The following is a 14,207-nucleotide window of genomic DNA, read 5'->3' on the forward strand; positions in this document are numbered from 1 at the left end:
CGCGCCCGATCGTCAATGGACATGTTATGGGACTGTTAACATCGGCTTCACATGCCCGCGCCTAACCTGCCGGCCGACGACGTCACTGAAACGGCCGTCGGGATATGCCGCTCAAAGCAAGCGCATGTCTGTGATCTGAATCCTGAGGCATGTGGGTTCACTCCCCCCGGATTATTCCCCCGATCATCAAGGAGCATGAGATGAACAAGAAACTTCTGACTGCAGCGCTGCTTGGCGGCCTTGCGATGGCCCAGGCGGCTTCCGCGCAGGAGTTCGACGACCGCTGGTACCTGACCGGTTCGGCGGGCTTCAATTTCCAGAACAGCGATCGCGGCACCGAGGATGCGCCGTTCGGCACCATCGGCCTCGGCAAGTTCATCAGCCCGCTGTGGTCGGTCGACGCCGAGCTGAACTACCAGAACCCGTCGTTCGACGACAACAGCGACCTGAACTGGAGCCAGTACGGCGCCTCGCTGGATTTCCGCCGCCACTTCGTGCAGGAAGGCCGTGGCTGGAACCCGTACCTGCTGTTCGGCATCGGCTACCAGTACTCCGAGGAGGAGTATTCGATCCCGGGTCCGGTCCTGGGCGAGCGTAGCGACGGCAACCTGGCCGCCAAGGTCGGCGTCGGCCTGCAGACCACCTTCGACAACCGCGTCGCCCTGCGTACCGAGCTGGCCTACCGCGCCGACTTCGATGACCAGAGCGTCAACCCGACCCGCGCCGGTAACGACGAGGACTGGTTCGGCGACCTGCTGGCTTCGGTCGGCGTCGTGATCCCGCTGGGCCCGGCTCCGGTCGCCGCCCCGCCGCCGGCCCCGGCTCCGGTCGCCCCGAGCTGCGCCGACCTGGATGACGACGGCGACGGCGTCAACAACTGCGACGACAAGTGCCCGGGTTCGCAGGCCGGCCAGGCCATCGGTCCGGACGGCTGCCCGGTCCCGGTCTCGATCGACCTGAAGGGCGTGAACTTCGACTACGACAAGGCCACCCTGCGTCCGGACGCCGTCGCGATCCTGGCCGAGGCCACCGAGATCCTGCGTCGCTACCCGGATCTGCGCGTCGAAGTCGCCGGCCACACCGATTCCCGGGGCACCGACGCCTACAACCAGAAGCTGTCCGAGCGTCGCGCCAAGGCGGTCTATGACTACCTGACCAGCAACGGCATCGACGCTTCGCGCCTGATCGGCCCGACCGGCTACGGCGAGAGCCGTCCGATCGCTCCGAACGCCAACCCGGATGGTTCGGACAATCCGGAAGGCCGTGCGAAGAACCGCCGCACCGAGCTGAACGTCCAGAACTAAGTTCCGGACCAAGGCAGGCAGTAATGGAAGGGCCCGGCGCAAGCCGGGCCTTTCTTTTTGCCGGCGCCGGCCGGGGTAGCCGGGCCCGCGGCCGGAATTCTGCCGAACCGTTGGCGGTTTGGCGGCATCCCCTAAGAATCTTCTTGAATCGGCCTGCACGCCGTGCATACACTCGCCCCGTCTTCAGGGGGAGTTCCACCATGCGTAACCTCATCGCCGCTGGCCTGTTCTGCATCACCCTCGCTCCCGCGGCCGCCATGGCTGCCGACGGTTGCGACAACGGCAAGAAGGGCTGCGGGGCCACCGCCGCCAACGCGGATCCGGCCACCTACAAGCCGCAGACCGAGCACGACAACACCCCTTGGCGCTTCGACATGAGCCAGGACGGCAAGCGCATGACCGCCGACGAGTTCGACGCCTGGATGAAGGCCCGCGGCGTGCGCGTGGCCCGTGGTCCGGCGACCCCGGCGACCGCAGCCGGCGGCACCGCGACCGCCGACGCAGCGACGGCGCCCGCCAAGGACTGAGGATCGCGATGGGCGCGCACCGCCGGTCGCGCCAACCGCGCCAGCCGAACAGCGCCGGACCAGGGTCTCCCCGGTCCGGCGTTCGCCATGGCCTGGCCCGCGTCCTGTCCAAGGCCGGGCTGTGCTCACGTACCGAGGCCACGCGCTGGATCCAGGCCGGGCGGGTGCAGGTCGATGGCCGGGTCGTCCTCGATCCCGAATACCCCATGCGCGACGGGTTGCGCGGGGTCCTGGTCGACGGCCAGGTCCCGGCCGGGCCCGAACGCATCTACCTGGCGCTCAACAAGCCGCGCGGCCTGGTGACCACGGCCCGCGACGAGCAGGGCCGGGATACGGTCTACCGCTGCCTCGACGGCAGCGGCTTGCCATGGCTGGCCCCGGTCGGCCGCCTCGATCGCGCCAGCGAAGGCCTGCTGCTCTTCAGCAACGACCCGGCCTGGGCCGCGCGCGTGCTGGATCCTGACAGCGGCCCCGACAAGACCTACCACGTCCAGGTCGACACCATCCCCGACGAGTCCCTGCTGCAGGCGCTACGCTCCGGCGTCGAGGACGATGGCGAGTGGTTGCGCGCGGTCTCGGCGACCGTCCTGCGCAGCGGCACCCGCAATGCCTGGCTGGAAATCGTGCTCGACGAGGGACGCAACCGGCAGATCCGCCGGCTGCTGGCGGCATTCGACCTGTCCGTGCTGCGCCTGGTGCGCGTGGCCATCGGTCCGGTGGGGCTGGGCTCGCTTGGCAAGGGACAGTGGCGCATGCTGGACCCGGCCGAGCGCGATGCCCTGGCGCCGGCCACCGCGGCAGGGATGCCGGCGGCATGAACCCCGCCGTCGCCACGCCATGGCGACGACCGGGTGTGCATCCTTCCCGCGCCTGATCCAGGAGTTGCGATGAAAACCCTGCGCCTGACCCTGCCGCTGCTCGTCCTCGCCCTGTCCGCCTGCGCGGGCAACACGCCCCGCGATACCGCCTCCGCGCCCGCCGAACCGGCGCCGGCCCCGGAGGTCGTCATCGTCCGCAGCGAGAATCCGCTCGACTACCGCTTCGACATGCAGCAACAGGGGCGGCAGATGAACGCCGACGAATTCGAGGCCTGGATGAAGGCCCGTGGCATCCGCATCGCGCGCGGCAATGCCGATGCCACGCCGGCCGCCGACACTCCGGCGGCGGCGGAGAAACGCGACTGACCGGTATCAGCCGGCGATGACGCCCAGCTCGCGGCCGATGCGGGTGAAGGCGTCGATCGCACGGTCCAGGTGCTCGCGGGTATGGGCCGCGCTCATCTGGGTGCGGATGCGCGCCTGTCCCTGCGGCACCACCGGGAAGAAGAAGCCGATGGCGTAGATGCCTTCCTCGAGCAGGCGCTCGGCGAAGCGCTGCGCCAGCGGCGCGTCGTACAGCATCACCGGGCAGATCGGGTGCACGCCGGGCTTGATGTCGAATCCGGCGGCGGTCATGCGCTCGCGGAAATAGGCGGTGTTTTCCTGCAGGCGGCTGCGCAGCTCGCCGGCCGAGGACAGCATGTCGAAGGCCTTGGTCCCGGCCGCCACCACGTGCGGCGGCAGCGAGTTGGAGAACAGGTAGGGGCGCGAGCGCTGGCGCAGCAGCTCGATCACTTCCTTCCGCGCGGTGGTGAAGCCGCCCAGCGCTCCGCCCATGGCCTTGCCCAGGGTGCCGGTGAAGATGTCGATCTTCTCCAGCACGCCCTTGACCTCGGCCGAGCCGCGGCCGGTGGCGCCGAGGAAGCCGGTGGCGTGGCACTCGTCGATGTGGACCAGGGCGTCGTACTTCCTGGCCAGCGCGGTGATCTCGTCCAGCGGGGCGATGAAGCCGTCCATCGAGAACACGCCGTCGGTGGTGATCATGATGGTGCGCGCGCCGTCGGCGCGGGCCTGCTGCAACTGCTTCTCCAGATCGGCCATGTCGCAATTGGCGTACCGGTAGCGCCTGGCCTTGCACAGGCGCACGCCGTCGATGATCGAGGCATGGTTGAGCGCGTCGGAGATGATCGCGTCGTTCTCGTCCAGCAGCGGCTCGAACAGGCCGCCGTTGGCATCGAAGCAGGCGGCGTAGAGGATCGTGTCCTCGGTGCCGAAGAACCCGGCGATCTTCGCTTCCAGCTGCTTGTGCAGGTCCTGGGTGCCGCAGATGAAGCGCACCGAGGCCATGCCGAAGCCGTGGCTGTCCAGGGCCCCGCGTGCGGCGGCGATGATGTCCGGATGGTCGGCCAGGCCCAGGTAGTTGTTGGCGCAGAAGTTCAGCACCTTGCGTCCGTCGGCCAGCTCGATCTCGGCCGATTGCGGGCTGGTGATCACGCGCTCGGACTTGAACAGGCCCTTGGCGCGCAGGTCTTCCAGCTGGGCGGCGTAGCGGGCGATGGCGGCTTCGGACATGGGCAAGGCCTTCAGTTGCAAGGAAAACCGTCATTCTACCGGGGCTGCCGGCGGCGGCGCCCGCTTCATGCGCATCCGCTATAAGGGTCGGCCCCTAAGTCATTTCCGGTCTTCAAACTGAATAGGGAGTATTTTGCGCACGGCCGATGTCCGGCTCCGACCACGGAACTCCCATGTCCAAGCACATCCCCCATCGCCGCTCGCGCCTGCCGGTCCGTTCCTGGCTTGCCGGGGCCGTCGCCCTGGCACTGGCCGCGCCCGCCTTCGCACAGTCGCAGCCCACGGTCGAGGAACTGGCCCGCCGCCTGCAGGCGCTGGAAGCCCGTTACGGCGGCACCAGCGTCGATGGCCAGGACAGCCTCGACCTGCAGGCGCTGGACCAGCGCCTGCGCGCGCTGGAGCGCAACCTCGAGCTGCAGGAAGAGGCGCGCGCGGCGAAGGAGAAGGCCGCACCGGTGGTCGCGGTCAACGACAAGGGCGCGTCCTTCCGTTCCGGGGATGGCGCCTACGAGGTGAAGATCCGCGGCCTGCTGCAGGGGGATGGCCGCTTCTTCAACAGCGGCGCACCGGGCGCCAACGACACCTTCCTGCTGCGTACCGCGCGCCCGACGATCGAAGGCACCCTGGGCAAGTGGGTGGGCTACCGCTTCACCCCGGAATTCGCCGGCGACAGCGCCAGCATCGTCGACGCCTACGCCGACCTGAAGTTCTCCCCGGCGGCGACCGTGCGGGTCGGCAAGTTCACTTCGCCGGTGGGCCTGGAACGGCTGCAGTCCTCGGCCTCGCTGTCCGACATCGAGCGCGCCCTGGTTTCCGAGCTGCTGCCCAACCGCGACCTCGGCGTGCAGCTGCAGGGCGACCTGGCCGACGGCAAGGTCTCCTACGCGATCGGCGTGTTCAACGGCGCGGTCGACGGCCGCGACGCGGTGACCACCAACCCGGACGACAACTTCGAGTACGCCGGCCGGCTGTTCTTCGAGCCGCTCAAGGGCAGCGACAGCTTCTGGTCCGGCCTGGGCTTCGGCATCGGCGCCAGCATCGGCGACGTGGAGGGTGCCGGCAACAACTTCCTGCCGCGCTACCGCACCCCGGGCCAGCAGCAGTTCTTCGCCTACCGGGGCGGCGTGGCCGCCGATGGCCGGCGCAAGCGCTGGTCGCCGCAGGGCTACTTCTATCGCGGGCCGTTCGGATTGCTGGCCGAGTACGCTTCGTCCAGCCAGGAGCTGGACATCGGCGGCACCAGGGCGGACCTGGAGACCACGGCCTGGCAGGCAACCGCCAGTTGGGTGCTTACCGGCGAGGACGCCAGCTATCGCGGGGTGAAGCCCGCGCGTGCCTTCAGCCCCGGCAAGGGCGGCTGGGGCGCCTGGGAGCTGGTGGCCCGCTACGGTCGCCTGGAGGTGGACGAGGGCGCGTTCCCGGTGTTCGCCGACCCGGCCGTGTCCGCGCGCGAGGCCACCGCCTGGGTCGCCGGCGTGAACTGGTACCTCAACAGCAACCTGAAGCTGGTGGTGAACTACCTGCAGACCGGCTTCGAGGGCGGGGCCGCCGGCGGCGCCGACCGCGAGGACGAGAAGGCCGTGTTCACCCGCCTGCAGGTCGCGTTCTGACAGCTTCCCCCATCCCAACGGAGCGTTTCCCGATGAAAACCATCCGCCGTTCCCTCCTGGTGCTGGCCGCCACCTTCGGCCTGACCCTCGCGGTGGGGGCCTTCGCCAAGGACGCGAAGCTGCTCAACGTGTCCTACGACCCCACCCGCGAGCTGTACCGCGAGTTCAACGCCGCCTTTGCCAGGCACTGGCAGCAGACCAAGGGCCAGAAGGTCGAGATCGAGAACTCCCATGGCGGCTCGGGCAAGCAGGCGCGCGCCGTGATCGACGGCCTGGAGGCCGACGTCGTCACCCTGGCCCTGGCCTACGACATCGACTCCATCGCCGAGCGCAAGCTGATCAGGCCCGACTGGCAGAAGCGCCTGCCGGAGAACAGCTCGCCGTACACCTCGACGATCGTGTTCCTGGTCCGCAAGGGCAATCCGAAGAACATCAAGGACTGGCCGGACCTGCTGCGCTCCAACGTCTCGGTGGTGACCCCCAACCCGAAGACCTCCGGCGGCGCGCGCTGGAACTACCTGGCCGCGTGGGCCTTCGCCGACAGGATCTTCAAGGGCGACGAAGCCAAGGTCCGCAACTTCGTGACCGCGCTGTTCCGCAACGTGCCGGTGCTGGATACCGGCGCGCGCGGATCGACCACCACCTTCGTCCAGCGCGGCATCGGCGACGTGCTGCTGGCCTGGGAGAACGAGGCCTTCCTGTCGATCGAGGAACTGGGCCCGGACAAGTTCGACATCGTCGTGCCCTCGCTGTCCATCCTGGCCGAGCCGCCGGTGGCCATCGTCGACCGCAACGTCGACAAGAAGGGCACCCGCGAGATCGCGCAGGCCTACCTGGAGTTCCTGTACTCGCCGGAAGGCCAGCGCATCGCGGCCAGGAACTACTACCGCCCGCGCTATCCGCAGCACGCCGATCCGGAGGACGTGGCGCGCTTCCCGAAGGTGCAGCTGGTGACCATCGATGGCGCCTTCGGTTCCTGGGCGCAGGCGCAGAAGCGGCACTTCAGCGATGGCGGAGAATTCGACCAGATCCTGGCCGCCGCCAAGGCCAGGTAACCGGCCGGCCCGGGGTGGCTGCCGCCCCGGGCCTTCCGCCGCGCTTGCGGCGGCGTTGCAGCAGGCCCCCCGACGAAGCGAGCGAGATGTCCACTGTCACCAATCCCCTGACGCCGCCCGCGGGCGGCGTGGCCGTATCCGGACGGCGACGCCGGGTGATGCCCGGCTTCGGCCTGAGCCTGGGCTACACCGTGGCCTGGCTGAGCCTGATCGTGCTGATCCCGCTGGCCGGCGTGTTCGTGTACTCGTCGAAACTTGGCTGGAGCGGGTTGTGGGCGATCTGGAGCGAGCCGCGGGTACTGGCGGCGCTGAAGATCAGCTTCGGTACCGCGCTGGCGGCAGCCGCGTTCAATGCGGTGATGGGCACCCTGGTGGCCTGGGTGCTGGTGCGCTACCGCTTCCCGGGCCGTCGCCTGTTCGACGCCATGATCGACCTGCCGTTCGCCCTGCCCACGGCGGTGGCCGGCATCGCCCTGACCGCGCTGTATGGCGGCAATGGCTGGATAGGGCGGTGGCTGGAGGCGGCGGGGATCAAGGTGGCCTACACCCCGCTGGGCATCACCGTGGCCCTGGTGTTCATCGGCCTGCCGTTCGTGGTGCGGGTGGTGCAGCCGGTGCTGGCCGAAACCGAAGGCGAGCTGGAGGAGGCCGCGGCCACCCTCGGCGCCGGGCGCTGGCACACGGTGTGGAAGGTGGTGCTGCCGGCGGTGTGGCCGGCGGTGCTGGCCGGCTTCGCCCTGGCGTTCGCGCGCGGGGTCGGCGAGTACGGATCGGTGATCTTCATCGCCGGCAACATCCCGATGGTCTCGGAGATCGCGCCGCTGCTGATCACGATCAAGCTGGAGGAGTTCGACTACGCCGGCGCGACCGCGATCGCGCTGGCCATGCTGCTGCTGTCCTTCGCGCTGCTGCTGGTGATCAACACCCTGCAGTCGCGGCTTGCAGGCCGCAGGGGAGGGAAGTGAGATGGCGCCGCAGACGGGTGGTAACGTGCATGGCGTCCTTGCGCTGGATCCACGGGAACTGACGATGGCCGAGCCCGCGCCCGCCGCCCATGTCCGCCGGACCTCGCCGACCAGCGAGCCGCGCTGGGTGCAGTGGCTGCTGATCGCCGCAGCGATCGGCTTCCTGCTGGCATTCCTGCTGCTGCCGCTGGGGCTGGGGTTCGCCGAGGCCCTGCGCGGCGGCATCGGCGCGTTCCTGGCCGCGATCCGCGAGCCGGACGCGCTGGCGGCGGTGCGGCTGACCCTGGTGGTCACCGCCATCACCGTGCCGCTGAACCTGGTATTCGGCGTGGCGGCCGCGTGGCTGGTGGCCAAGCACGAGTTCCCGGGCAAGCGCATCCTGGTGAGCCTGATCGACCTGCCGTTCGCGGTTTCGCCGGTGGTGGCGGGCCTGGTGTTCATCCTGGTGTTCGGCGCGCACGGCTGGGCCTGGCCGCTGATCGACGAGGGCGTGGACCTGTCGCTGCCGCTGCTGGGGCAGGTGCACGTGCAGCTGCCGAAGATCGTGTTCGCGCTGCCGGGCATCGTGCTGGCCACCGTGTTCGTCACCTTCCCGTTCATCGCCCGCGAGCTGATGCCGCTGATGGAGCAGCAGGGCAGCGACGAGGAGCTGGCCGCGCTGAGCCTGGGCGCCGGCGGCTGGCAGACCTTCTGGCGGGGGACCCTGCCCAACATCCGCTGGGGCCTGCTGTACGGCGTGCTGCTGTGCGGCGCCCGCGCGATGGGCGAGTTCGGCGCGGTGTCGGTGGTCTCCGGCCACATCCGCGGGCGCACCAACACGCTGCCGCTGCACGTGGAGATCCTCTACAACGAATACGCCTACAGCGCCGCCTTCGCGGTGGCCTCGCTGCTGGCGCTCAGCGCACTGGTCACCCTGGTGCTCAAGACCTGGCTGGAATCACGGCACGGCGAGTCGCTGGCGGCCGGCCACCGCCACTGAGGACATGCGATGAAGATCGACATCCAGAACCTGCACAAGCGCTTCGGTTCCTTCGCCGCGCTGGACGACATCGACCTGGAGATCCGCGACGGCGAGCTGCTGGCCCTGCTGGGGCCGTCCGGCTCGGGCAAGACCACCCTGCTGCGGGTGATCGCGGGGCTGGAGCACGCCGACGGCGGGCGCATCCTGTTCGGCGGCGAGGACGCCTCGCGCCTGAGCGTGCAGGAGCGCCGCGTGGGTTTCGTGTTCCAGCACTACGCGCTGTTCCGGCACATGACGGTGGCCGACAACATCGCCTTCGGCCTGAAGGTGCGCCGCGGTCGCGAACGCTGGCCGGCGGCCAGGATCGCCGCGCGGGTCGAGGAGCTGCTGTCGCTGGTGCAGCTGCAGGGTCTGGGCGGACGCTATCCGGCGCAGCTTTCCGGCGGCCAGCGCCAGCGCGTGGCGCTGGCGCGCGCGCTGGCGATCGAGCCGCGGGTGCTGTTGCTGGACGAGCCCTTCGGTGCGCTCGACGCCCAGGTCCGGCGCGACCTGCGCGGCTGGTTGCGGCAGCTGCACGTGCAGACCGGGTTGACCACGGTGTTCGTGACCCACGACCAGGAGGAGGCGCTGGAACTGGCCGACCGGGTCGCGATCCTCAACGGCGGCCGGATCGAGCAGCTGGCCACGCCGGCCGGGGCCTACGACCGCCCGGCCAGCCCGTTCGTGTATTCCTTCGTCGGCGCGGTGAACCGCCTGCGCGGCCGGCGGCATGGCGACCAGGTCGAGGTTGGAGGGCTCGTGCTGCCGCCCCCGGGGGGCAGGCTGCCGGAGGGTGCGGCGAACGAGCTGGATATCTATGTGCGCCCGGAGGACCTGCGCCTGGGGGAGGGCGGCTGGGACGCGGTGGTGGTCGATGCCCAGCGCAGCGGCCCGCGGCTGCGGGTGCGGGCGCGCCTGCAAGACGGGCAGGGCGAGGAGGTCGAGGTGGAACTGCCGGTGGATGCGCAGCAGGCGCACCCCCCGGGCAGCCGGGTGGGGCTGGTGCCGGTGCGGTACGGCGCTTTCGCGGGGGGCTGAGGCCGCGGAATTGGTTGACGGTGTGAATGTTGCGTCGCAATATCTGCTGGGTTAATTATTCGTGAACCGAGACGGCCTTGGCCGCCCCGCGCTGCACCACCCCACCAGAGGAGATCCAGGGATGAAGTCCTTCAAGCTCGCTGCCTCGCTTGCCGTCGTGCTGTCCGCCGCTCCGTTCGCCGCTTTCGCGCAGGAAGAGGAATCGCCGTTCTCCTGGGAAATCACCGCGGTTTCCGACTACGTGTGGCGCGGTAGCTCGCAGAGCGACGAGAACCCGACCGGCCAGGCCGGTTTCACCTACACCTCGCCGGTCGGCATCTATGCCGGCGTCTGGGCCTCGGGCGTCGACTTCGGGCCCGGCGACCCCGACCTGGAGGTCGACGGCTTCATCGGCTACAACGTCGATTTCAGCGACTCGGTGAACTTCGACATCATGCTCAACCGCTACACCTACCCGGATGCGGGCGAGCTGAACTTCAACGAGCTGATCACCACCACCACCTTCGCCGAGCAGTACACCCTGACCGTCGCCTACAGCGACGACTTCGGCGGCAGCGACACCGACGCCTGGTACGTGGCCGCCGGCACCAGCCTCGGCCTACCGGAGGACTTCAGCCTCGACCTGAGCGTCGGTCGCAGCCTGTTCGAGAAGGAGTTCAGCGAGGACTACACCGACTGGAGCATCGGCGTCAGCCGCAGCTGGGGCCTGCTGAGCGCCTCGCTGGCCTACGTCGGCACCGACGGCAACGGCCGCGACATCTACGGCAAGCTCGCCGACAGCCGCGTCGTGCTGACCCTCAGCGTCGGCCAGTAATCCCGGCCACGCGGCAAAGGAAAAAGGCGCCTTGCGGCGCCTTTTTCCGTTCGCGGGCCCCGGGGGCGCTCAGGTCCAGCTGAGCACGACCTTGCCGGCGCGGCCTTCCTCCATCAGGTCGAAGCCCTGCTGGAACTGGTCGATCGGCAGCTGGTGGGTCAGCACCTTGCCCAGCGGGAAGCCGGACAGGACCAGCTGGGTCATCTTGTACCAGGTCTCGTACATCTTGCGGCCGTAGATGCCCTGCACGGTCAGGCCCTTGAAGATGATCTTGTCCCAGTCGCAGCCGGCGCCCTTGGGCATGATGCCGAGCATGGCGATCTTGCCGCCGTGGTACATGCACTCGAGCATGTCGTTGAACGCGCGCGGGTTGCCGCTCATCTCCAGGCCGACGTCGAAGCCTTCCATGTGCAGGTCCGACATCACGTCGCGCAGCGACTGGTTGGCCACGTTGACGACGCGGGTGGCGCCCATGTCAGCGGCCAGCTTCAGGCGGTAGTCGTTGACGTCGGTGACCACCACGTTGCGCGCGCCGATGTGCTTGCAGATGCCGGCGGCGATGATGCCGATCGGGCCGGCGCCGGTGATCAGCACGTCCTCGCCGACCACGTCGAACTCCAGCGCGCAGTGCGCGGCGTTGCCATAGGGATCGAAGAACGCGGCCAGCTCCGACGGCACCGGGTCCGGGATCGGCCACAGGTTGGAGGCCGGCATTACGATGTACTCGGCGAAGGCGCCGTTGCGGTTCACGCCGATGCCCACCGTGTGCGGGCACAGGTGGGGGCGGCCGCCGCGGCAGTTGCGGCAGTGGCCGCAGACGATGTGGCCTTCGGCCGAGACGCGCTGGCCGACGCTGTAGCCGGACACGCCCGGGCCCATTTCGACCACGCGGCCGACGAACTCGTGGCCGATCACCAGGCCGGGCTTGATGGTGCGCTGGCTCCATTCGTCCCACAGGTAGATGTGCAGGTCGGTGCCGCAGATGGCGGTCTTCTCGACCTTGATCAGGACCTCGTTGGGACCCGGCTGCGGGACCGGCACCTCCTCCATCCAGATGCCCCTGGCGGCTTCGCGCTTGACCAGCGCCTTCATGGTTCGGGACATCGGCGGACCTCGGTACGGGGAGAAGGGAAAGACGGGCATTATAGGTTGCCGCCGAAACCATGTAGACGACGTGGCGCCGCCGGGGCAGGCCCGGCCCCGGGGATTTACCTGCCATTAGTCATGGGGCGGGCCTGGCGGCCGCAGGGCTAGAATCCGGGCTCCTCCCGGCTGGAAACACCTCCATGCGCATGCGCCCCCTGTCCCTTTCCGTCTTCGCCGCCCTGCTGGCCGCGCCGCTGGCCCATGCCGCGGAAGGCATGTGGGTGCCGCAGCAGCTCCCGGAGATCGCCGGGCCGCTGAAGCAGGCCGGGCTGGAGCTGGCCCCGGAGCAGCTGGCGGACCTGACCGGCGATCCCATGGGCGCGGTGGTCGCGCTGGGCGGCTGCACCGCCAGCTTCGTCTCGCCGCAGGGACTGGTGGTCACCAACCACCATTGCGCCTACGGCGCGATCCAGCTCAATTCGACTCCCGAGAAGAACCTCATCAAGGAGGGCTTCAACGCGGCCACCCCGGCCGATGAGCTCAGCGCCGGCCCCAATGCCCGCGTGTTCGTCCTGGACGAGATCACCGACGTGACCGCCGAGGCGAAGGCGGTGATCGCCGCCGCGCCGGACGCGCTGGCCCGCACCCGCGCGCTGGAGGCGTTCGAGAAGAAGCTGATCGCCCAGTGCGAGTCCGAGCCGGGCTTCCGCTGCCGCCTCTACAGCTTCGCCGGCGGCAACACCTACCGCCTGTTCAAGAACCTCGAGATCCGCGACGTGCGCCTGGCGTACGCGCCTCCGGGCAGCGTCGGCAAGTACGGCGGCGACATCGACAACTGGATGTGGCCGCGCCACACCGGTGACTTCTCCTTCTACCGTGCCTACGTCGGCAAGGACGGCAAGCCGGCGCCGTACTCCCCGGACAACGTGCCCTACACCCCGAAGCGCTGGCTGGAGATCGCCGACAAGCCGCTGGGCGCGGGTGACTTCGTGATGGTCGCCGGCTACCCGGGTTCGACCAACCGCTACGCCCTGGCCGCCGAGTTCGCCAACACCGAGCAGTGGACCTACCCGGTGGTCGGCGGGCACTACGCGAAGCTGATCGAACTGGTCGAAGCCGCCGGCCGCCAGGACCCGGACATCCAGGTCAAGTACGCCAGCACCATGGCCAGCTGGAACAACGTGCGCAAGAACTACGAAGGCCAGCTCGAGGGCTTCAGGCGCATCGACGCCGCCGGCCAGAAGCAGGCCGAGGAAGCGGCGGTGCTGAAGTGGCTCAAGGGCCAGGGCAGCAAGGGCCGCCTGGCGCTGGAAGCGCACGCCAGGCTGCTGAAGCTGCTCGAGCAGTCCAGGGCGACCCGCGAGCGCGACCTGGTGCTGGGCATGTTCAACAACACCGCCACCGTCGGTGCCGCCACCCACCTGTACCGCCTGGCGCTGGAGAAGGCCAAGCCCGACGCCGAGCGCGAGTCCGGCTACCAGCAGCGCGACCTGCCGACCATCGAAGGCGCGATGAAGCAGCTGGAGCGCCGCTACGTGCCGGCCATGGACCGCCAGCTGCAGGCCTACTGGCTCAACGAGTACATCAGGCTGCCGGCCGCGCAGCGGGTGCCGGCCGTGGACAAGTGGCTGGGCGGCAACGACGCCGCCGCCATCGAGCGCGCCCTGGACCGCCTGTCGCAGACGAAGCTGGGCAGCACCGGGGAGCGCCTGAAGTGGCTGTCCGCCGACCGCGCCGCGTTCGAGTCCAGCGACGATCCGGCGATCCAGTACGCGGTGGCGGTGATGCCGACCCTGCTGAAGCTGGAGCAGGAGCGCAAGGTGCGCACCGGCGAGAACCTGGCCGCGCGCCCGGTGTTCCTGCAGGCCCTGGCCGACTACAAGAAGAGCCAGGGCAAGGCGGTCTACCCGGACGCCAACCTGTCGCTGCGCATCACCTTCGGCAATGTCACCGGCTACGAGCCGAAGGACGGCGTGGCCTACACCCCGTTCACCACCCTCGAGGGCATCGTCGCCAAGGACACCGGCGAGGATCCGTTCGATTCCCCGCAGGCGCTGCTGGATGCGGTCAAGGCCCGGCGCTACGGCGGGCTGGAGGATCCGCGCATCGGCTCGGTCCCGGTGAACTTCCTGTCCGACCTGGACATCACCGGCGGCAACTCCGGTTCGCCGGTGCTGGATGCCCGCGGCAAGCTCGTGGGCCTGGCCTTCGACGGCAACTGGGAGTCGGTCAGCTCCAACTGGGTGTTCGACCCGAAGATGACCCGCATGATCGCGGTCGATGCCCGCTACATGCGCTGGATCATGCAGGAGGTCTACCCGGCCCCGCAGCTGCTCCAGGAAATGGGTATTCCCCGCTGAACCCGTCCGGGCCGGGGAGCCGGCCGTCGGTTATCATGCGCCCCCCCGCCGTGCCCGT

Annotated in this window: 12 protein-coding genes and 1 pseudogene; 11 read left to right on the top strand and 2 right to left on the bottom strand. The window is 69.2% G+C overall.

Annotation, left to right across the window (positions count from 1 at the left end; genetic code table 11):
• The first annotated feature begins 200 nt into the window (after positions 1-200).
• From CSC68_RS01240 to CSC68_RS01255, 4 genes and pseudogenes are all read left to right on the top strand, one after another.
• The gene (locus tag CSC68_RS01240) at positions 201-1,304 is read left to right on the top strand and encodes an OmpA family protein (protein WP_162201686.1); all 1,104 of its coding nucleotides are present in this window, start codon (positions 201-203) and stop codon (positions 1,302-1,304) included.
• Positions 1,305-1,570: 266 nt separating this feature from the next.
• A pseudogene (locus CSC68_RS16075) lies at positions 1,571-1,831 on the top strand (hypothetical protein); the annotation flags it as partial.
• Between the two features lie 8 nt (positions 1,832-1,839).
• The gene (locus CSC68_RS01250; RefSeq protein ID WP_162201688.1) at positions 1,840-2,649 is read left to right on the top strand and encodes a pseudouridine synthase; all 810 of its coding nucleotides are present in this window, start codon (positions 1,840-1,842) and stop codon (positions 2,647-2,649) included.
• Between the two features lie 69 nt (positions 2,650-2,718).
• On the top strand, positions 2,719-3,015 hold the full coding sequence (locus CSC68_RS01255) for a hypothetical protein (RefSeq protein WP_162201689.1): 297 nt from the start codon (positions 2,719-2,721) through the stop codon (positions 3,013-3,015).
• Between the two features lie 6 nt (positions 3,016-3,021).
• Here the strand turns inward: CSC68_RS01255 and kbl are convergent, their stop codons facing one another.
• The gene (gene kbl / locus CSC68_RS01260; protein WP_425501182.1) at positions 3,022-4,221 is read right to left on the bottom strand and encodes a glycine C-acetyltransferase; all 1,200 of its coding nucleotides are present in this window, start codon (positions 4,219-4,221) and stop codon (positions 3,022-3,024) included.
• 173 nt (positions 4,222-4,394) lie between these two features.
• On the opposite strand from kbl, the gene CSC68_RS01265 reads away from it, so the two are divergent.
• The 6 genes from CSC68_RS01265 to CSC68_RS01290 all read left to right on the top strand — a co-directional run bounded on the left by CSC68_RS01265 (position 4,395) and on the right by CSC68_RS01290 (position 10,703).
• Positions 4,395-5,831: an OprO/OprP family phosphate-selective porin gene (locus tag CSC68_RS01265; RefSeq protein WP_162201690.1), complete on the top strand. Its 1,437-nt coding sequence runs from the start codon at positions 4,395-4,397 to the stop codon at positions 5,829-5,831.
• 32 nt (positions 5,832-5,863) lie between these two features.
• The gene (locus CSC68_RS01270) at positions 5,864-6,886 is read left to right on the top strand and encodes a sulfate ABC transporter substrate-binding protein (RefSeq protein ID WP_162201691.1); all 1,023 of its coding nucleotides are present in this window, start codon (positions 5,864-5,866) and stop codon (positions 6,884-6,886) included.
• 86 nt (positions 6,887-6,972) lie between these two features.
• Complete coding sequence (gene cysT / locus CSC68_RS01275) at positions 6,973-7,851, top strand: sulfate ABC transporter permease subunit CysT (RefSeq protein WP_246193407.1); 879 nt, start codon at positions 6,973-6,975, stop codon at positions 7,849-7,851.
• Positions 7,852-7,915: 64 nt separating this feature from the next.
• Positions 7,916-8,830, top strand: a complete 915-nt coding sequence (gene cysW, locus CSC68_RS01280) for a sulfate ABC transporter permease subunit CysW (RefSeq protein WP_162201779.1) — start codon at positions 7,916-7,918, stop codon at positions 8,828-8,830.
• Positions 8,831-8,839: 9 nt separating this feature from the next.
• On the top strand, positions 8,840-9,889 hold the full coding sequence (locus CSC68_RS01285; protein WP_162201692.1) for a sulfate/molybdate ABC transporter ATP-binding protein: 1,050 nt from the start codon (positions 8,840-8,842) through the stop codon (positions 9,887-9,889).
• Positions 9,890-10,010: 121 nt separating this feature from the next.
• Positions 10,011-10,703 carry a TorF family putative porin gene (locus CSC68_RS01290; protein ID WP_162201693.1) on the top strand — a complete coding sequence of 231 codons (693 nt, stop codon included), beginning with the start codon at positions 10,011-10,013 and terminating at the stop codon, positions 10,701-10,703.
• 69 nt (positions 10,704-10,772) lie between these two features.
• Here CSC68_RS01290 and tdh read toward each other — a convergent pair whose 3' ends face one another.
• The gene (tdh, locus tag CSC68_RS01295; RefSeq protein WP_211365672.1) at positions 10,773-11,807 is read right to left on the bottom strand and encodes an L-threonine 3-dehydrogenase; all 1,035 of its coding nucleotides are present in this window, start codon (positions 11,805-11,807) and stop codon (positions 10,773-10,775) included.
• Positions 11,808-11,989: 182 nt separating this feature from the next.
• Here tdh and CSC68_RS01300 point away from each other — a divergent pair, with 182 nt between their 5' ends.
• Entirely contained in the window at positions 11,990-14,149 is a 2,160-nt protein-coding gene (locus CSC68_RS01300) for a S46 family peptidase (protein ID WP_162201694.1), read from the top strand.
• The last annotated feature ends 58 nt before the right edge of the window (positions 14,150-14,207 follow it).

The sequence above is a fragment of the Pseudoxanthomonas suwonensis genome, assembly GCF_010093235.1.
GTDB classification, from domain to species: domain Bacteria; phylum Pseudomonadota; class Gammaproteobacteria; order Xanthomonadales; family Xanthomonadaceae; genus Pseudoxanthomonas; species Pseudoxanthomonas suwonensis.